Genomic DNA, 19,297 nt, shown 5'->3' on the forward strand with positions numbered 1-19,297 from the left:
AGAGACATAAAAAAGCCCCCAACTGACGAAGGGGGCTTTTATTTATAGATTTTTACTCTTGCTCAAGATCTGAATCACTAAGTTCTGATTCAATCTCAATCGCAGTAACACGTTGTAACCCTCTCGGCAGCAAGCTACCTCGACGTCCACGCTCACCACGGAAGTTTTCTAGATCGCTGGCTTTCAAACCAAGTTTGCGTTTGCCAGCATAGAGCGTAATAGCCGCTCCTTGAGGCAAGGAGATTAAGTGTGACACAAACTCTTCACGCTCTTTGGACTTAGCCGCAGGAATATTGATTATTTTGTTGCCTTTGCCTTTGGTTAGCTGTGGTAAATCTTTGATTGGGAATAGCAACATTCGACCCTGATTCGTGATCGCTAAAATGTCATCAGACTCCAAATTACCGATGGCCTGCGGCGTCATTACCTCTGAGTTCTCAGGCAAATTAACTAAGGCTTTACCACTACGGTTTTTCGACAGTAGTTCACCACCTTTACACACAAAACCATAACCGGCATCCGAGCCCACCAACCAGAGTTGATCCTCTTCCCCCATCACTACTTGGCGAATAGACGAGCCCTCTGTGATGTTGAGACGACCCGTAATCGGCTCACCTTGGCTGCGCGCCGAAGGTAGCGAGTGGGCTTCAAGCGAATAACTTCGACCATCGCTACCCAAGAATACGACCTGTTGATTGCTCTTACCACAAGCATGAGCCAAATACTGATCGCCGGATTTATAGCTCAAACTTTGGCAATCCACATCATGCCCTTTGGCATGACGTACCCAGCCTTTTTCCGAAAGCACAACGGTGATCGCTTCACTTGGCACAAGGTCACGCTCAGTCAAGGCTTTAGATTCAGCACGCTCAATCAGTGGTGAACGGCGATCATCACCATACTTCTCAGCATCTGCTTTGATCTCTTTCTTCAACAATGTGTTCAAGCGACGCTCAGAACCAAGCAACTGCTCTAATTTTTCGCGCTCTTTAGCAAGCTCATCTTGCTCACCACGAATCTTCATCTCTTCAAGTTTGGCTAAGTGGCGAAGTTTGGTATCTAAAATCGCATCGGCTTGAATAGCACTAATACCAAAACGGGCCATCAGTACCGCTTTCGGTTCATCTTCAGTACGAATGATTTCAATCACTTCATCAATATTCAGATAAGCAATGAGCAAACCTTCCAAGATGTGCAAACGCGCCATGACTTTATCAAGACGGTACTGTAAACGGCGGCGAACCGTGGTGCGACGAAACTCAATCCACTCAGAAAGAATGGTCACTAAACCTTTCACTTCAGGACGATTGTTTAAGCCAATCATGTTCAAGTTAACACGGAAGCTTTTCTCTAGATCGGTTGATGCGAACAAGTGGCTCATCAACAAGTCACAATCTACGCGGTTAGAACGCGGCACAATAACAATACGCGTAGGGTTCTCGTGATCCGATTCATCGCGTAAATCTTCAACCATTGGCAATTTCTTCGCGCGCATTTGGTTAGCGATTTGTTCGAGCAATTTAGCGCCTGAGACTTGATGAGGTAATGCTGTGATCACAACATCACTCCCCTCTTTATGCCAAACCGCGCGCATTTTGATACTGCCGCGACCTGAGCGATATATTTTCTCAATTTCAATTCTAGGTGAAATAATTTCCGCTTCGGTCGGATAATCTGGCCCTTGCACGTACTGCATCACATCATGCAGTTGCGCTTCCGGGTTATCGATCAGGTGAATCGTCGCATCGGCAATTTCACGCACATTATGTGGCGGAATATCGGTCGCCATGCCCACCGCAATTCCCGTGACGCCATTGAGCAAAATATGAGGTAAACGCGCCGGCAGCATTTGTGGTTCTTGCATTGTCCCATCAAAGTTAGGCTGCCAATCAACGTTGCCTTGTCCAAGCTCACCCAGTAAAACTTCAGCGAATTTAGACAGTTTCGCTTCGGTATAACGCATCGCCGCGAAGGATTTTGGATCGTCCGGAGCACCCCAGTTACCTTGACCATCCACCAATGGATAGCGGTAAGAAAAGGGTTGTGCCATTAATACCATCGCTTCGTAACAGGCCGAATCACCGTGCGGGTGGTATTTACCGAGCACGTCACCAACGGTACGCGCTGATTTTTTGTACTTGGCTGACGCCGAGAGTCCAAGCTCCGACATCGCATAAATAATACGTCGCTGTACCGGTTTTAAACCATCGCCAATATAAGGCAGTGCGCGGTCCATGATGACGTACATCGAATAATTGAGATAGGCGTCTTCAGTGAACTTACGCAGCGGCAGTTTCTCAACACCATCAAAGGTTATTTCAGTTGACATTTATTGCACCTCTGCCATATCGCCATAACGTTGCAACCATGCGCGGCGGTCATCTGCACGCTTTTTACCTAGCAACATGTCCATCATCTCATCCGTTGCTTCAGCATCATCAATGGTCAGTTGCACCAAGCGGCGCGTGTTTGGATCCATCGTTGTTTCACGCAATTGAAGCGGATTCATTTCACCCAAACCTTTAAATCGCTGGACGTTGATTTTGGCTTTTTTCTGGCTAAGTCGCTCTAAAATGCCCTCTTTTTCAGCATCATCGAGTGCATAAAAGACCTCTTTGCCGCAGTCGATCCGATACAAAGGAGGCATAGCAACAAAAATGTGGCCCGCTTTGACTAGTGCTCGGAAATGTTTGGTAAATAAGGCGCAGAGCAAGGTGGCAATATGTAAACCATCAGAGTCCGCATCTGCGAGAATACAGATTTTACCGTAACGCAATCCATCGAGATCGTCGTTATCAGGATCAATCCCAAGCGCAACAGAGATATCATGCACTTCTTGTGAAGCCAGCACTTGGTCTGCCGACACTTCCCACGTATTTAAAATTTTCCCACGCAGTGGCATAACCGCTTGAAATTCACGATCGCGCGCTTGCTTAGCACTGCCTCCTGCTGAATCCCCTTCGACAAAGAAGATTTCCGTGCGGCTCAGGTCTTGTACTGAACAGTCGGTCAGTTTACCGGGGAGCGCGGGGCCTGATGCGATTTTTTTCCGTACCACTTTTTTGCTGGCTCGCATGCGGCGATGCGCATTGGCAATACACACTTCGGCAAGTAATTCAGCGAGTTGTGGTTTTTCATTCAGCCATAAACTAAAGGAGTCTTTTATCACACCTGAAACAAAAGCCGCGGTTTGACGTGAAGAAAGGCGCTCTTTGGTTTGCCCTGCAAACTGTGGGTCTTGCATCTTAACCGACAACACATAAGAACAGCGGTCAAAGACATCTTCACCAGTTAACTTAACGCCACGCGGCAACAGGTTGCGGAATTCACAGAATTCACGCATCGCATCGAGCAACCCTTGGCGTAAGCCGTTAACGTGCGTACCACCTTGTGCGGTCGGGATTAAGTTAACATAGCTTTCAGTGATCATCTCACCACCTTCAGGTAGCCAAATCACTGCCCAGTTGGCCGCTTCAGTTTCAGCGACAAACTCACCCGTAAATGGCTCTTCGGGCAATAAGGTGTAACCCTTTACGCCTTCTGCGAGATAATCTTTTAGGCCGTCTTCGTAGTACCAACGGTGCTCAAGATTGTTAACCTTATCACTAAAGGTGATCTCGAGCCCCGGGCAAAGTACCGCTTTAGCGCGCAAATTATTGATTAGGCGAGTCACTGAAAAGTTAGGCGAATCAAAGTAGCTGGTATCGGGCCAAAAGTGGACACTCGTCCCTTTATTGCGACGACCACAGGTGCCAGTTACTGTCAATTCCTCGACTTTATTACCGTGCTCAAACGCCATTTCATATATTTGCCCATCACGGCGAACGGTCACTTCCACACGCTTGGATAGGGCATTCACTACGGAAATACCTACCCCATGTAAACCACCGGAGAACTGGTAGCTTTTGTTTGAAAACTTACCACCCGCATGCAATTTACAGAAGATAAGCTCAACGCCTGATATTTTCTCTTCAGGGTGAATATCAACAGGCATACCACGCCCATCATCGATCACTTCAAGTGATTGATCTGCGTGGAGAATAACTTGTACCTTGGAGGCATATCCGGCTAGCGCTTCATCGACACTGTTATCGATAACTTCTTGGCCTAAATGGTTAGGTCGCGCGGTGTCCGTATACATCCCAGGTCGGCGACGTACTGGTTCTAAACCATTAAGAACTTCAATGGCCCCAGCATTATATTGTTCAGTCATAATACGGAATGCTTTTATAGATAAATGATTCGTTACTTTTTCGACAGTTTATCAATGATGTGCTTGTGATTAATTAACGACAACAACGCTGATTTTTTCAGCATTACAAACTGCAAAAGTATAGATAGGACATAGTCTGGAAGAGCCTTGCTTATGTCAAGCGAGATAAGTAAGTTACAGGTAAAATTATGACTCTCCCCTCAATGAATCGGTCAGAGATCTAGGAATTCGATGATTTGTCGCGGATATCGCTCAAAGTTAACAAAACTATGATCGCCGCCAAATTCAACCGTCTGTTTTGCTCCCGTCAATTTAGCGACGGCTTGACGGTAATCTAAGACTTCATCGCCCATTTGTTGCAACAACCAAAATGACGTGACGTCATTAATTTTAACCTCTAATGCTTTGAGCTCTTCAATATGTTTCGCCTCTAGCCGATAGTGCTCTTGCGTGTAGGGGTTGACTTGTTCGCCTAAAAAATTGACCAATAATTCATACGGTTTGATTGCTGGGTTTATCACCACGGCACGAAAACCAAACAAATGGTTTAACCAAATAGACAAATACCCGCCTAATGAACTCCCCACCAGCGCAATACGATATTGATCTTGATGTTGATGAATAAGATCAAGTAGATATTCCGCAGCTTGCGCGGGAAAACTGGGTAACTTAGGCACCATCACTTTGATATCAGGACGCTGCATTTGGCAATACTTCACCATCACTTGTGCTTTGTGCGACAGCGGCGAGCTATTAAAGCCGTGAATATAAAGCAGCATAGGTTGACGAGTAGGCATCTCAGTATCCATTAGCGTTAAAATCCGGTTGGAATGCGCCGTTAGCTAAACGTTTGACTTGAGTTTCTATTTGACCATCAGCAGATAGCGTCAATTCACGCCATCCTGGGGAAGTGCGATCCAAAGCAAAATCATCTGAATTGGGCTTAAATTGTACACAGGTCGAGGGAGTGGCCATCACTCTGACACCGTGATGGAGTTTATCCATATTTTGATGAACATGACCACACAGGACGGCTTTCACATTGCGATGTTGCGTGACGATATTCCAAAAAGCATCGCTGTCTTTAAGGCTATGTTGATCGAGCCAGGCGCTCCCCACCAATAGAGGATGATGATGCAGCACAATCAAGGTGTGTCGCTGATGGTGCGTCGATAATTTTTCGTCAAGTAAAGCCAATTGTTGATCGCTCAGCCGTCCGTGCGGTACGCCCACCACTTGAGAATCGAGCATCACCATCTGCCAGTGTTCACCGAGTAATACATGCTCCGACTGTTGAATCTGCTCTGACGGGAATACGGCGCCCATATTGGGTTTAAAGTCGTGATTACCGGGAAGCCAAAAACAAGTTTTTTCTAATGAAGAAATACCACGAGAGAAACGAAGATAAGACTCAGCACTATGATCTTGCGAGATGTCGCCCGTAGCCAGAATTGCATCAAATTCAACATGTTGTGCGCAAATCTCTGCCACAACAGCATGAAAGCTATCTACCGTATTAACACTCAACAGGCTGCCATCATCCGGCGCAAACAGATGCGTATCGGTAATTTGTAGCAGCTTGATGCTGTCTGAATTGTCTAGAGTTGGCGACACGTTCAAAATTTATTAATCCAAATTGAATGACTAATTTTCATCTATGACGAAGACTAAATTGGAGCTCGACTAATCCCGTGCTTTAAACAGAAAGTAAGCCAATCGCCTAAAAAGCGATTGATTTGCGCTTTCTCATCTTTTTGCATCATTTGTTCATTCGGGTAATCATAGCGAGCTTTGATCTGATTTATCCGCGCACTTGCACACACTTCGGAAACACGTGCATCGTGGTAAAGCCTGACAGACATCGACGGTAATGGAAATACTGAAACGTCATCACTCTGACAAATCTCCACTAAAGTTGTGTACTTTGTGACCTCTAGCACTTGTAATTGATAGGTCATTTGAGCAGCCTGATAACAGCGTAAGTCACCCACGCTCGGCTGACTTGGTAACAAAGCGTTCAATTTCGCGTAGTTAGTTTCGTACACACGCATTAGTTCCGATAAATCAACGTGATACGGTTTTTTCAATGCTAATTCTGCCATTGCAATTGTAACTGTTGATAGTTTAGCTCTAACCATTGTAAAGCGATAATTGAGGCACCATTCTCAATTTGGCCGTTTTTCACTAAGCGGTAAGCCTCTTCACGGCTCATGACATGAACTTTGATGTCTTCACCTTCATAGTCAAGCCCATGTACGCCTTTAGCTTGCGTTGCATCGATTTCACCAACAAAGACGTCGAGTAATTCAGAGCATCCACCAGATGATGGATAATAAGAGCTAATTTTTTCGATTCGGTTCACTTCAATTCCCGCCTCTTCCATCGCCTCTCGACGAATAACCTGCTCGGACGTTTCATTAGGGTCGATGACTCCAGCAATAATCTCCAGTTGCCAAGGATGGGCGTGCTCTAGTGCTCCAACTCGAATTTGCTCTATAATCACGACTTCATCACGCGCAGGATCATAAGGAAGCATAGCCGCAGCATGACCTCTTTCAAACATTTCTCTTTCAATCTCCTCACTCCATCCACCTTCAAACAACTTGTGTTTAAAGCGGTATTTCACCATGCGGAAAAAACCTTGGAACAGTGTTTCTTTTGAAATGACGTCCACATCTTGGGGCGTAAAAATGTTGTACTGTTTGTCAGACTGCTGCATTTGAAACCTCGCTCAGTGAATCTCATAGTTTAATCATGGAATTCATCCATCACCAAGGATATTGCTCAACTTTTTATATAAATTTTATATTTATTTTTAAACGAGTATCGAATTTTATTGCACAGATGGACAGTTATGTGTAAAAAAGTGCAAAGTTTCGAGTGAATTACCACCAATTTAAGTTAAACTCCTTAAAAGTAACCTTCTTACATATTAAGGCAGGGAATAGGACCAATGAAAAAACTGCTTCCACTATTCATCAGCGCAGCATTAGGCAGCCTGAGTTCTTCAGTATGGGCGGATACTCTTACTGAAATCTATAATCAAGCCAAAGAAAATGATCCTCAGTTACTGAGCTCTGCAGCTCAACGTGATGCTGCATTTGAAGCGGTCACATCTAGCCGTGGCGATCTGTTACCACAAATCAACCTGACCGCTGGTTACAATATTAACCGCAGCGATATTGATGCACGCGAAAGTGATAAGCTCACCGCAGGCATCAGTTTCTCTCAGCAGCTTTATCAACGTTCAAGTTGGGTTTCTTTAGACACGGCAGAAAAGAATGCACGCAAAGCGGATTCAGCCTATGCGGCCACCCAGCAAGGTCTAATTTTACGCGTTGCACAAGCCTATTTTGAAGTGCTTCGCGCCAAAGATAACTTGGCATTTGTCCGTGCAGAAAAAGCCGCTGTTGCTCGTCAGTTAGAGCAAACGAAACAACGTTTTGAAGTCGGCCTTTCTGCGATTACTGACGTGCATGACGCACAAGCGCAATACGATGGCGTGCTTGCTGATGAAGTTTTGGCAAAAAATAGCCTCACCAATAGTTATGAAACCTTGCGTGAAATTACTGGCCAAGAACATTCTGATTTAAGTGTGTTGGATACTAATCGTTTTTCAGCCAGCAAAACAACACAGCCGATTGATGCTCTGCTTGAAGAAGCCCAACAGAAAAATCTCTCTTTGCTGACCGCTCGTATTGCTCAAGATGTCGCGAAAGATAATATTTCATTAGCAAGTTCAGGGCACTTACCCTCACTGACTCTTGATGGCGGCTACAAGTACGGCGATGAAAGTAATAATAACAGCGGCTCTAAAGGCGATTATAACGATTTTAATGTCGGTATTAACCTTGCGGTGCCATTGTACACTGGCGGAAAAACCACTTCGCAAACCAAACAAGCTGAATTTGCGTACGTTGCTGCAAGCCAAGATTTAGAAAAAACGTATCGCAGCGTTGTGAAAGATGTACGCGCATTTAACAACAACATCAATGCCTCTATTGGCGCTTTACGTGCTTATGAACAGTCAGTTATTTCAGCGAAATCAGCACTGGAAGCGACCGAAGCAGGGTTTGATGTCGGTACACGGACTATTGTTGATGTGCTTGATTCAACGCGCCGTCTCTACGATGCGAATAAAAATCTCTCTAACGCACGTTATGACTATGTGCTGAGCGTACTGCAATTGCGTCAAGCAGTAGGCACCTTGAGCGAGCAAGATATTTTAGATATCAACGCTGGCTTAAAAGCAGACAGCTAAAAAAGTAAAAGCCGCTGAATTTTCAGCGGCTTTTTTGTAGCGATTGGCTCATTTTATACAATCAGCCAAAGGATGTGGCGTGATGTTAGCCTCTGCCGCCTTTAATCGCTTCAATAATTTCTGTGGTTGAGCAACCATCTTCAAAGTTCAACACTTTGACTTCTCCACCCGCCGCAATCACTTCTTCACCACCGGCGATATCTTCAGGTTTATAGTCACCACCTTTCACCAATAATTTAGGTAGTACAGCTGCAATCAAACGCTGTGGCGTATCTTCAGAAAAAGGAACCACCCAATCGACAGCGCCCAATGCAGCCAGTACCGCCATGCGGCGATCCGTTGTATTGACTGGGCGACCTGGGCCTTTCAAACGCTTAACCGACTCATCCGTGTTAACGGCAACAATCAGGCGATCGCCCAATTTGGCTGCGTGGTTAAGATAAGAAACATGTCCTGCATGCAAAATATCAAAGCAACCATTGGTCATTACCACCTTTTCGCCCTGAGCTTGAGCCACTTTTACCGCATCAATTAAGGCTTGTTCACTGATGACACCATAATCAGTATCTTTGCTACCGTGAACCGCTTCCGCTAGTTCAATGGTTGAAACGGTTGAGGTGCCCAATTTCCCAACCACAACACCCGCCGCCGCATTGGCTAATGCGCACGCTTCATCAAGTGGTTTACCTGCTGCAACTGATGCCGCCAACACTGAAATCACCGTATCTCCAGCGCCCGTTACGTCATACACTTCTTTGGCTAATGTTGGTAAATGGAATGGCTTCTGATTGCGTTGTAACAGTGTCATGCCATGTTCGCTGCGAGTCACCAACAGCGCGCCAAGATCAAACTGTTCAATCAAGGCAAAGCCTTTTTCTACTAGCTCTTGCTCTGTTTTTACTTTGCCTACGACCTGTTCAAATTCAGACATATTAGGTGTGAGCAATGTTGCACCGCGATAACGTTCGAAATCGGCTCCTTTAGGATCGATAAAAACGGGGACGTTGGCTGCACGTGCTTTTTGGATCAATTGCTGCACATGCTCTAATGCACCTTTAGCGTAATCGGACAAGATCACCGCTTTCACTTTCGGTAACGCCAGCTCCATGCGAGATAAAATCAGTTCTGGATCGGTGTTCTCAAACTTATCTTCGAAATCCAAACGGATCAGTTGCTGGCCTCGGCTTAGCACGCGTAATTTTGTAATGGTTGGATAATTTGGCAGAGCAACAAAATCACAACTCACTTTCAACGCTGTTAACGTTTCAGTCAGAACGTTAGCAGGCTCATCCACGCCAGTTAAACCAACAATGTGCGCATGACCGCCCAGCGAAGCAATGTTCATTGCAACGTTTGCCGCGCCGCCTGGACGTTCTTCGCTATTCTCTACTTTTACTACAGGAACGGGGGCTTCTGGTGAGATGCGACCAGTTGGGCCATACCAGTAGCGATCAAGCATCACATCGCCAATAATCAATACACCTGCATCATTGTAGTCAGGTAGGATTGGTTTCATTGTGGATCTCCAATTTTTGTTATTGCGCTGAGTGTAACACAGCTCATTGAGTCTCTAAAACACTCAACCTAGCCACTGCTGCCAAGCGTTTGTGACTCGTTTTCGCAGGTCAACAAACTTACTTTCGTCAACATCCGCATCCAAGTTAAGCAAGTTTCGATGATGGATCTGATTGCGCATTGAGGTATAGGCATCGGTGAGAGCCAGCGCTTGTTCTTCCTCCATAACACCTTGGTTCAGCAGTGACTCAAAAATGCGTACGTTGTCTGACCAAAACGTCAATTTTGGCTTTTCATGGCTAAAACGCAGCACTAGATATTGAGCTAAAAACTCAATATCAGTGATGCCACCAGCATCTTGTTTAAGCATAAAGCGGCCACTTTTCTTTCCCCCCAAATGATCGCGCATTTTTATCCGCATCGCGACGACATCCTGCTTGAGCTTGGTTTCATCTCTTGCCAATGACAAAATCTCATGGCGGGTGCGATGGAAAGCCTGTTGCAGTGGCTCATCACCATAAATCATTCGGGCACGAACTAAGGCTTGGTGTTCCCACGTCCACGCTTCATTGCGCTGGTATTCATCAAACGCTTCAGCGGGGCTAACTAACAAACCGGACGCTCCAGACGGGCGCAAACGAGTATCAACTTCATACAAAATACCAGAGGCGGTACGAGTGGCAAAAATGTGGATCACGCGCTGGGCTAAGCGCAAATAAAACTGACGGCCATCAATCTCTTTTGCGCCATCGGTGTAACAATCCACTGGGCAGTCATGGAGAAACACGATATCAAGATCGGAATTGTAGCCCAACTCCCAGCCCCCCACTTTGCCATAGCCAACGACTGCAAACCCTTTACCATTCCTCTCTTTTAAATGAGTGGGTTGGCCGTATTTTGCACTGACTTGCTGCCAAGCTTGGTTGATCACAGCTTCAACGATGGCTTCAGCAAGGTAGGTTAAGTGATCGCTCACTTTCATCACAGGCAACGCACCGGCAATATCAGCAGCAGCAATACGCAAAATGCAGATCTGCTTAAATTGGCGTAATCCTTCCATTTGCTGCTCCATATCCTCTTCAGGAATACGAGCAAGAAAATCACGCAGTTCAGTTTTATAAGCGGACAACTCCATTGGATTATAGAGATGCTGCGGGTCGATAAGTTCATCGAGTAAAATGGGGTAACGACTAAGCTGTTCCGAAATCATCGGGCTTGCGGTACATAAACGCACCAGTTGCGTCAATGCCGCAGGGTGTTCATCTAGCAGCTCAAGGTAAGTGGTTCGAGTCACAATTTTGTACATCAAATGCAGCACACGAGGTAAGCCAAACTGCGCATCTGGGTGAATGAAAATCGCTTGGAACAGTTTTGGCATCAACCGGTTTAATACATCTCGTCCGCGTGGGCCCAGCGTTTTTTTCGCCAAATCCTCTTTAAATTGGATCAATACATGCGCCATGCCGACAGGATCATCACAGGTAAGCTCTTGTTGAAAAATCGTTTCAAGCACATCAGGCTTGTGCGCCATATCCCACAGCTCGTGAAAATGTTTAGCAACGCACTGGTCATCATCTTCTTCATCATCGCCAATCAGAGTTGCAAATACTTGATGTACTTTGATCATGTGTTGATGCGTTTCGTGAAGCAGCGTTACCCAGTCAGTGCATTGCATAGCAACAGCTAAGCGAAGTTGATCCAGTTCATTGTCTGGCAAGGTTTGCGTCTGCTTGTCGGCCATCGCTTGCAATAGGTTCTCAAGGCGACGTAAAAACAGATAAGCTTGTCGTAAATCGGCCACTTCTTGCGGTTTGAGCAGGGCAAGTTCTTCTATTGCAACCAGTGTTTCTAATAGTCCACGCTGACGTAAACTGGGTTCTCGTCCACCACGAATTAACTGAAAGACTTGGGCGATGAATTCAATTTCGCGGATCCCGCCTGCGCCTAATTTGATGTTGTTATGCAGCCCTCGACGTCGCACTTCGCTGCTGATCATCGATTTCATACGGCGCAGAGATTGAATGGCGCTAAAATCGATGTAGCGGCGGAACACAAATGGTCGCAGCATTTGACGCAGCTCTTGGTACTGCGGATACATTTCCCGCCCCATCACTCGAGCTTTGATCATCGCATAACGCTCCCAATCACGCCCTTGCTCTTGGTAATAATCTTCGAGCGCCGCATAGCTCATCACCAGTGGGCCACTCTCACCAAAAGGACGCAAACGCATATCAACTCGGTAGCAAAAACCGTCAAAGGTATGTTGATCCAACGCTTTAATGATTCGCTGGCCTAAGCGGGTAAAAAATTGCGCATTCGCGATGCTGCGGCGAGCGCCTTGTGTTTCACCGTTTTCAGGATAAGTAAAAATGAGGTCGATATCCGATGAGAAGTTCAACTCACCGCCACCTAACTTGCCCATGCCGATGATCAGCATAGGTTGTGCTTCACCTTGGTCGTTAGTTGGCGTTCCCCACTCGAAGCAGCAAACAGCGTACTGCCACTGGTAAGTCTCAAAAATGAGTGCTTCCGCCAGTGCTGAAAGATGTGCAAGGCTCTCTTCTAATGTCCAACTGGCGGTGAAATCTCGCCAAGCGATGCACACCATTTCACGGTTACGAAACTGACGCAAAATACGATGCCCTGACATTTCATCTTTGCACTCTTCTAGCTGTATAGCGAGATCGTCTCGGTAATGCTCTAGCCTTGACTCTCCCGCCAACATTTCCGGTAATTGCATACACAACCGTTCATCTCGCAATAATGCTTCATTGATAAACTGGCTCATCCCGACCACATACAACAGCTGTTTTTTCAATGGCTCGGACCACTGTGCAATGCTCGGTTGTTGCTCTAGCAAATGTTGATAGGTTGTGTGCGCAAAAGCGTGAAGTGATGAAGGCAGTAACATGAGACATCCTTGTGAATTGAGACCAATGCAGTCGCTAGAAGGCTATTTATAGCAAACTTATATCAATAAAAAACGCCCAACAACAAGAATTGTGGGCGTTGATTGAAGGATCGAATTTCTACAGAGTTAGACTTTGAACATCGTGATTTTCCGATCTAACTCTTCGGCGTTGCTTTGCATGATCTCTGATGTTTCAAGCAACTCACCAACCACTGTTACTGAGGCTTCAACGAGCTCCCTTACATTGGTTAGATTTTGGTCCATTTCCTGAGCCACGCTAGTTTGCTGCCCAGCGGCCGTTGCGATTTGGATATTCATGTCATTGATCCGTTGCACTTGATTCACAATACCATCTAATTCAGCGCCCGCATTGGTAACTAGCTCAACTCCTTCAGCCGCTTCAACTACACTTTTTTCCATTAAATCAACGGCTGAATTGGCACTATTTTGTAATTGAGAAATCATCTCTTGGATCTCAATCGTCGCTTTTTGGGTACGCTGCGCTAAGTTACGCACTTCATCGGCCACCACCGCAAAACCACGCCCAGCTTCACCAGCCCGAGCAGCTTCAATGGCAGCATTGAGCGCGAGTAGGTTGGTTTGCTCGGAAATACTTTGGATGGTTCCAACAACACTGCCAATCGCAACCACTCGTTCTTCAACTTGGTTGACGGCTTGCGCTGATGCCGCGATATCCTTCGATAGCTCACTCATCTTAGTGATGGTGCCTTTGACAAAACGCTGACCAGTTTCTGCTTGACCTGACGCTTGCTCGGTTAGTGCTGATGCATTTTGTGCATGCTCTGCGACCGTTTGCACCGTGGATGTCATTTCACTCATGGCGGTGGCCAATTGGTCAATTTCGTTAAACTCTTCTTGAGCCGAATCTTTGGTTTCTGACATGCTGATGGTCATGACTTCAGTAAGTGACGAAAGCTCTTGTGAGGCATCCACTTGCATCTTAATGACGTCTTGCAACTGGCGGCGGGTTTTCTCAAGCTCTCGCGCAACGTCGCCGTACTCATCTTTACATTCCATATTAATCGGTGTGGAAAGATCACGACTTGCCATCAACTTAATTGAATCACTTAAATATTGTGTTTGACGCAGCATGACTTTGGCTGCGGCGAGTAAAAGCACAACAAAAACGATGATCATGAATGCCGTTTGCCATACTACTTGAGTCAAATAAGCATCATAGTGTTGCTGAGCGATTTCGGTATTCTGAGTTGCTGCAAGCAGTGATTCGTAAAAAGTACGAGCATCCCAAAGCTGCTTTGCGATGATCAATACTGTACTAAACACCATCAGCATAACCATTTTAGGAACGAGACGAATATCGGTAATCAAACGTTCCCATGGCTTAAATGCCATTGTTGCCATTGTCAGTTCTCCACTATGTCTTATATGTTGAAATTTCGGTAAGTAAGCAAACTCAAAAACGAAAAAAGCTATTTATTTTGAGCTTCGTATGAAAAAGATGATATCAAAGATGAGACAAATCCAATGTGTTTATTGTTGCGGATCCACTCACTCATGGCATTATTTGTGATCTCAGGCTTGTTGTTCATCCCTGTCAATCATGATACCTGTTAGGTTTCTATCGACCCTGATTTTTTGAACTGTAGTCGTTTCGTTGTGCAACCTGTTGGAGATTTGATCTCATCCACAAATTAATTGAAATTAATGAAACTAAATGAGCAGAGATATAAAAAAGAGACACCGCAGTATCTCTTTTTCATTTTGGCTGTGAGCCTGGTTGATTAGCGACTTTTACGCCAATAAGGCTCGGCTTCAATGCCAATTTGTCGCGTCTGCTCCATCGCATGAACAATGGAGTTTTGTTGACGAATCAGCCATCGCTTGAGTTGTTCTTGTTCGTCTTCTTGCAACTTGTCGATCAAATTCTCTAGCGGCTTGAGCATTAATAAATCATCTATTCCTTGCAGTAAATCAGCCCAAGGGAGACGGAAGTTTTTGCGTTCTTCAATATCATAAAGGCTCGCAAAACCAATGCCAGTGTAGAGATTACGCATTAAACGATACTGCTGATCAACATACTCTTGAGGGCTTAGCTCAACTTTAGGAGGAAAAGCTTCCATTAACTCGGCCCATGTGCGATCCAACTGCTTCACCGAAAACGAACCGACGTTACGCGCCATTTTTTCTCTGGCTTTATCGTCCAAGAAGGGTTGCCATCCACGGCTCAAAATCCAACGACTGAGATCAAGCAGTAACCCTGTATACCGCGCCGAACTGAGCAGCTTTAAGTTTTCTTCCCGATTAGGTAGTGCCTCTTGCTGCTCTTTTAACTCGGCGATGATAAATTTACGAGCGTCCAGTTTACGCAGTGCGTGGCCTTTATCTTCAAGCAGATTGGTTAGGTAGTCATGAGTTTTTAACCACGATAACTCTTGCTCCAACCATTTCAATTCCTGACGTAAAATAGCGCTAGCGCGACGTGGCACAATGCCGCCATAAATGCTCAGGATCTGACGTAAAAAACTGGTGGCGTGGCTTATCTCATGTAACGCTGGAATTGAATCGCGCTCGGTGTAGATCTGTTCATGGTGATGCCAATGGGATAATGCATGCTCTAGCGAGTGAATAAAACACTCTTCCACGCTGTCAGTACTGACTGTATTGACCAAGGTTAAGGCGTGAACTTCATCACCTTGATAACCAGACGCAAGACGATAGCCTCGCGCCGCTTTACTCAAGTTACCCAGACGCATACCACCGTGCTCACAAAACTGGCGAGCTAACGTAAACAAAGCATCCGTTTGCCCCGATTTCAACTCCAGCTCCACTTCGCAGATAGGTTCTTGTTTTTCACCTGCAACGACAAAGCCTTGATCAAAAGCCACTTCAACTTGGCTGCCATCAGCCATGCCAATCAGCCACTGCTCGCGTGTGAAGTTGGTCGAAAATAGAGGCATCAGTTCAGATTGTAAGGTCGTAATATCTTTACCTTGTGGCCAGATATCTTCCGGATGAAGCGTCAAGTTCGGTTCATTGCTGTTGTGCTCAGCATTGTATTCTGGTCTTTGGTGCAACCCTGCAACGACTCGACCCGCCGTTTTAACAGTTTGAACATACACATCATCAAAGCGACGAATACGAAGCCCTGTGTCGTGTTGACGCAACCAGTTGTCAGGTGTATCGAAGTAAGTGTTCCCTAACGCTCGACAACTGTGCTGAAGTACTTTGATTTCAGAGATCTTGTAGCGCAAAATTTCCGAAAATTCTGGTGAAACAAAAAACTTCAGTTCTATCTCGGTTTCCATAACTAACCCTTTCAAAGCAGATAGCGAAAGAATATGGCCTAATGCACAGTGGGGCAAGTAACAAATATCACCGGAATGATGATCTAAAACAGTTTTAATGAGAGATTTAATGGGTTAACATGCGCGCCTTTATAGCCATCGCTCAACATTTCGCCATGAATGGTATATGTTATTTTAAGGTTATATTTTTTAGGTTGAACGACCATGCCAGTAAATACAATTATGGGGTTATTTGCAAAGTCCCCTATAAAGCCTTTGCAGCGCCACGTTGTGTGTGTGAATGAATGTTGCTCTCACTTAGTCAATTTCTTTGAAGTTTGTTCAAAGGGTGACTGGGAGAAAGCAGGTGAAATTCGAGCCCAAATTTCTCATTTAGAGAAAGAAGCGGACGTACTCAAGCGTGAAATTCGTCTTAAACTACCACGCGGTTTATTTATGCCTGTCGATCGTACTGACATGCTAGAGCTGTTAACTCAGCAAGATAAACTGGCCAACCTTGCAAAAGATATTGCAGGCCGTGTCTACGGCCGTCAATTGATCATCCCAGAGCCTCTTCAAGAAAACTTCATTGCCTACGTAAAACGCTGCCTTGATGCAGCAAATCAAGCGCAAAAAGTGATCAATGAGCTCGATGAGTTATTGGAAACAGGATTTAAAGGTCGTGAAGTCACACTGGTGGCGGAAATGATCAATCAACTGGATGTGATTGAAGATGACACCGATGCGATGCAGGTTCGACTCCGCCAACAATTAATGGCTATTGAGTCGAAAATGAATCCGATCGATGTAATGTTCTTGTACAAAATTCTAGAATGGGTGGGCGGCATTGCCGATCAAGCTCAGCGCGTTGGCGCTCGTCTTGAACTAATGCTTTCTCGCTCTTAAATCAGTAAGTTAACCAAATAACGAAGAGCAAAACTTGATCCATCAGCTTAGGCGTTGATTATTTTCTCCGCTGATGGTTTTGACTCGCTTCGAGAAAATGAGTCCAGTTATGCTCCGCTTGTTATCAAAAGACTAGGTATTACGATGGATATCCTTGCGAACTACGGCACTGTCCTGATTCTTGTTGCAGCCGCTTTTGGCTTCATGATGGCGATTGGTATTGGTGCAAATGATGTTGCTAATGCAATGGGAACTTCAGTAGGCTCAAAAGCGCTAACCGTAAAACAAGCTATTATCATTGCGATGATTTTTGAATTCGCTGGTGCATATTTAGCGGGTGGTGAAGTAACCGAAACCATTCGTAACAGCGTCATCGAACCCGCACTTTTCGCTCACCAACCCGACGTTCTTGTTTATGGCATGATGTCTGCACTTCTCGCCGCCGGAACATGGTTATTGTTGGCTTCATACATGGGTTGGCCTGTATCAACGACTCACTCTATCATCGGCGCAATTATCGGATTTGCCTGCATATCTGTCGGCCCAGAAGCGGTTGATTGGGCCTCAGTAAAAGGCATCGTAGGCAGTTGGATTGTCACCCCAGTCATTTCTGGTTTGTTCGCCTACTTAATCTTCGTCAGTGCTCAACGATTGATTTTCGATACTGAAAATCCACTGATGAATGCCAAACGCTTTGTTCCTATTTATATGTTCATCACCACTATGGTGATCGCACTGGTTACCATCAAAAAAGGCCTTAAACATATAGGCTTACACCTGAGCACCGGTGAAGCATGGTTATGTTCTGCGGCGTTATCAGGCCTTGTTATGGTCGGTGGTTACTACTACATCAAGAGAAAATTTGCCAACCGCGAAGAAGACCATGGGTTTTCCGGTGTTGAGAGCATCTTTAGCGTATTGATGGTGATCACTGCGTGTGCAATGGCTTTTGCGCATGGTTCAAATGATGTAGCTAACGCGATTGGTCCTCTGTCTGCGGTGGTTTCAACTGTTGAAAGCTTGGGTGCTGTTAGTGCTAAAAGCTCAATTGCTTGGTGGATTTTGCCACTGGGTGGTTTTGGTATTGTGGTTGGCCTAGCTACCCTTGGTCACAAAGTGATGGCGACGGTCGGTACGGGTATCACTGAACTGACGCCAAGCCGTGGCTTTGCCGCTCAGTTGGCAACAGCGTCAACGGTCGTATTGGCATCAGGTACTGGCCTTCCAATCTCAACCACACAAACACTTGTTGGTGCGGTATTAGGGGTTGGTTTTGCTCGTGGAATTGCGGCATTGAATCTAGGTGTGGTGCGTAATATCGTTGCTTCATGGATTGTCACCTTGCCAGCAGGCGCTTTACTTGCGGTCATTTTCTTCTATGCCCTGCAAGCAATATTTGGCTAATACAATAAGTCAATAGATTGTAAGTGCAATGTCATTAATTGACTCAAACGCACAGAAAGGGAGGCTTAGCCTCCCTTCTTTGTTGCACCAATCAACGAAACTTCTTAATATTTGTCGAAAGCATTTTAATACCTCATTTGATAGCTAAAGGACTTATCGTGAAAAAACTGATCTGCATGGTTTTACTGACCATGTTGGCTGCGCCAACGTTTGCGCAAGACCGCTATATTGCGGACAAACTCTTTACTTATATTCATTCAGGTCCAAGTAACCAATTTCGCATTCTCGGTAGCATCGATGCAGGAGACAAAGTAAAGCTGCTTGATGTTAATAACGATACTGGTTATAGCCAGATTGCCGATGAGAAAGGCCGCACGGGTTGGGTTGAAAGCCGTTTTGTCACTCGCCAAGAAAGCATGGCGATGCGTTTGCCGAAATTGGAGAGTGAGCTGGCCGAAGTGAAAAGTAAATTGGCCAATGCAAAGCAAAATGCAGACAGTGAAAAAGCCGGATTGGCCAATTCATTAGAGGCTCGCAATCAACAAATTTCAGAGTTAGAACAAAACTACAGTGATATCAGCAAGCAGCTCACTGATTCACAAACTGAAATTCGCGAACTACGCGCTAAGCTGGATACTCAGAAAGAGGATCTACTGCTTAAATACTTTACTTACGGGGGCGGCGTAGCGGGTATTGGTCTGCTACTTGGACTAATTTTGCCACACATTATCCCACGCCGTAAGAAACACCCTTCTGGTTGGGCATAATCTCCCTAACAGACTGGATCTATCACTTGAAAAACGGTCACCAGAGAAAGGTGA

14 protein-coding genes are annotated in these 19,297 nt (G+C 45.5%); 4 read left to right on the plus strand and 10 right to left on the minus strand.

All coding sequences use genetic code 11. From position 1 onward, the window contains the following. Positions 1-52 precede the first annotated feature (52 nt). The 6 genes from parC to nudF form a co-directional block, all read right to left on the minus strand. A complete protein-coding gene (parC, locus tag PL85_RS01960; RefSeq protein WP_017042665.1) occupies positions 53-2,329 on the minus strand; it encodes a DNA topoisomerase IV subunit A in 2,277 nt (758 codons plus the stop codon). Further along, a complete protein-coding gene (gene parE, locus PL85_RS01965; protein ID WP_017042666.1) occupies positions 2,330-4,213 on the minus strand; it encodes a DNA topoisomerase IV subunit B in 1,884 nt (627 codons plus the stop codon). It abuts the gene before it with no gap. 212 nt (positions 4,214-4,425) lie between these two features. Next, positions 4,426-5,022, minus strand: a complete 597-nt coding sequence (gene yqiA / locus PL85_RS01970; protein WP_017042667.1) for an esterase YqiA — start codon at positions 5,020-5,022, stop codon at positions 4,426-4,428. Next, the gene (cpdA, locus tag PL85_RS01975) at positions 5,012-5,833 is read right to left on the minus strand and encodes a 3',5'-cyclic-AMP phosphodiesterase (protein ID WP_013856058.1); all 822 of its coding nucleotides are present in this window, start codon (positions 5,831-5,833) and stop codon (positions 5,012-5,014) included. Before cpdA ends, yqiA begins: the two co-directional genes overlap by 11 nt. A gap of 47 nt (positions 5,834-5,880) precedes the next feature. Continuing rightward, on the minus strand, positions 5,881-6,315 hold the full coding sequence (locus PL85_RS01980) for a DUF1249 family protein (RefSeq protein ID WP_017042669.1): 435 nt from the start codon (positions 6,313-6,315) through the stop codon (positions 5,881-5,883). Continuing rightward, a complete protein-coding gene (nudF, locus tag PL85_RS01985; RefSeq protein ID WP_019283349.1) occupies positions 6,303-6,932 on the minus strand; it encodes an ADP-ribose diphosphatase in 630 nt (209 codons plus the stop codon). The genes PL85_RS01980 and nudF overlap by 13 nt, the downstream gene beginning before the upstream one ends. Before the next feature lie 234 nt (positions 6,933-7,166). On the opposite strand from nudF, the gene tolC reads away from it, so the two are divergent. Next, positions 7,167-8,474 carry an outer membrane channel protein TolC gene (gene tolC, locus PL85_RS01990; protein WP_017046499.1) on the plus strand — a complete coding sequence of 436 codons (1,308 nt, stop codon included), beginning with the start codon at positions 7,167-7,169 and terminating at the stop codon, positions 8,472-8,474. A gap of 85 nt (positions 8,475-8,559) precedes the next feature. Here the strand turns inward: tolC and hldE are convergent, their stop codons facing one another. The 4 genes from hldE to PL85_RS02010 all read right to left on the minus strand — a co-directional run bounded on the left by hldE (position 8,560) and on the right by PL85_RS02010 (position 16,187). Beyond that, positions 8,560-9,990: a bifunctional D-glycero-beta-D-manno-heptose-7-phosphate kinase/D-glycero-beta-D-manno-heptose 1-phosphate adenylyltransferase HldE gene (gene hldE, locus PL85_RS01995; RefSeq protein ID WP_115339280.1), complete on the minus strand. Its 1,431-nt coding sequence runs from the start codon at positions 9,988-9,990 to the stop codon at positions 8,560-8,562. Positions 9,991-10,053: 63 nt separating this feature from the next. Next, positions 10,054-12,900 (minus strand): bifunctional [glutamate--ammonia ligase]-adenylyl-L-tyrosine phosphorylase/[glutamate--ammonia-ligase] adenylyltransferase, encoded by a 2,847-nt coding sequence (glnE, locus tag PL85_RS02000; protein WP_029388460.1) that lies wholly within the window; start codon positions 12,898-12,900, stop codon positions 10,054-10,056. A gap of 126 nt (positions 12,901-13,026) precedes the next feature. Continuing rightward, on the minus strand, positions 13,027-14,283 hold the full coding sequence (locus PL85_RS02005; RefSeq protein ID WP_115339281.1) for a methyl-accepting chemotaxis protein: 1,257 nt from the start codon (positions 14,281-14,283) through the stop codon (positions 13,027-13,029). A gap of 380 nt (positions 14,284-14,663) precedes the next feature. After that, positions 14,664-16,187, minus strand: coding sequence for a CYTH and CHAD domain-containing protein (locus tag PL85_RS02010; protein WP_029388459.1), 1,524 nt, complete (start codon positions 16,185-16,187; stop codon positions 14,664-14,666). A 204-nt stretch (positions 16,188-16,391) separates the two neighbouring features. Between PL85_RS02010 and PL85_RS02015 the strand changes: the two genes are divergently transcribed. From PL85_RS02015 to PL85_RS02025, 3 genes are all read left to right on the plus strand, one after another. Continuing rightward, positions 16,392-17,072: a TIGR00153 family protein gene (locus PL85_RS02015; protein ID WP_013856047.1), complete on the plus strand. Its 681-nt coding sequence runs from the start codon at positions 16,392-16,394 to the stop codon at positions 17,070-17,072. Between the two features lie 144 nt (positions 17,073-17,216). Next, on the plus strand, positions 17,217-18,476 hold the full coding sequence (locus PL85_RS02020; RefSeq protein WP_026027278.1) for an inorganic phosphate transporter: 1,260 nt from the start codon (positions 17,217-17,219) through the stop codon (positions 18,474-18,476). A 158-nt stretch (positions 18,477-18,634) separates the two neighbouring features. Further along, a complete protein-coding gene (locus PL85_RS02025; protein WP_026029138.1) occupies positions 18,635-19,243 on the plus strand; it encodes a TIGR04211 family SH3 domain-containing protein in 609 nt (202 codons plus the stop codon). The last annotated feature ends 54 nt before the right edge of the window (positions 19,244-19,297 follow it).

The organism is Vibrio anguillarum (assembly GCF_001989995.2).
Taxonomy (GTDB): Bacteria; Pseudomonadota; Gammaproteobacteria; order Enterobacterales; family Vibrionaceae; genus Vibrio; species Vibrio anguillarum.

What these genes read in the sequence shown, in the direction of transcription:
- parC (WP_017042665.1), bottom strand. Translation starts at nt 2,329, where the DNA reads ATGTCAACTGAAATAACCTTTGATGGTGTTGAGAAACTGCCGCTGCGT.
- nudF (WP_019283349.1), bottom strand. Translation starts at nt 6,932, where the DNA reads ATGCAGCAGTCTGACAAACAGTACAACATTTTTACGCCCCAAGATGTG.
- PL85_RS02010 (WP_029388459.1), bottom strand. Translation starts at nt 16,187, where the DNA reads ATGGAAACCGAGATAGAACTGAAGTTTTTTGTTTCACCAGAATTTTCG.
- tolC (WP_017046499.1), top strand. Translation starts at nt 7,167, where the DNA reads ATGAAAAAACTGCTTCCACTATTCATCAGCGCAGCATTAGGCAGCCTG.
- PL85_RS01980 (WP_017042669.1), bottom strand. Translation starts at nt 6,315, where the DNA reads ATGGCAGAATTAGCATTGAAAAAACCGTATCACGTTGATTTATCGGAA.
- parE (WP_017042666.1), bottom strand. Translation starts at nt 4,213, where the DNA reads ATGACTGAACAATATAATGCTGGGGCCATTGAAGTTCTTAATGGTTTA.
- PL85_RS02005 (WP_115339281.1), bottom strand. Translation starts at nt 14,283, where the DNA reads ATGGCAACAATGGCATTTAAGCCATGGGAACGTTTGATTACCGATATT.
- hldE (WP_115339280.1), bottom strand. Translation starts at nt 9,990, where the DNA reads ATGAAACCAATCCTACCTGACTACAATGATGCAGGTGTATTGATTATT.
- glnE (WP_029388460.1), bottom strand. Translation starts at nt 12,900, where the DNA reads ATGTTACTGCCTTCATCACTTCACGCTTTTGCGCACACAACCTATCAA.
- PL85_RS02020 (WP_026027278.1), top strand. Translation starts at nt 17,217, where the DNA reads ATGGATATCCTTGCGAACTACGGCACTGTCCTGATTCTTGTTGCAGCC.
- yqiA (WP_017042667.1), bottom strand. Translation starts at nt 5,022, where the DNA reads ATGGATACTGAGATGCCTACTCGTCAACCTATGCTGCTTTATATTCAC.
- PL85_RS02015 (WP_013856047.1), top strand. Translation starts at nt 16,392, where the DNA reads ATGCCAGTAAATACAATTATGGGGTTATTTGCAAAGTCCCCTATAAAG.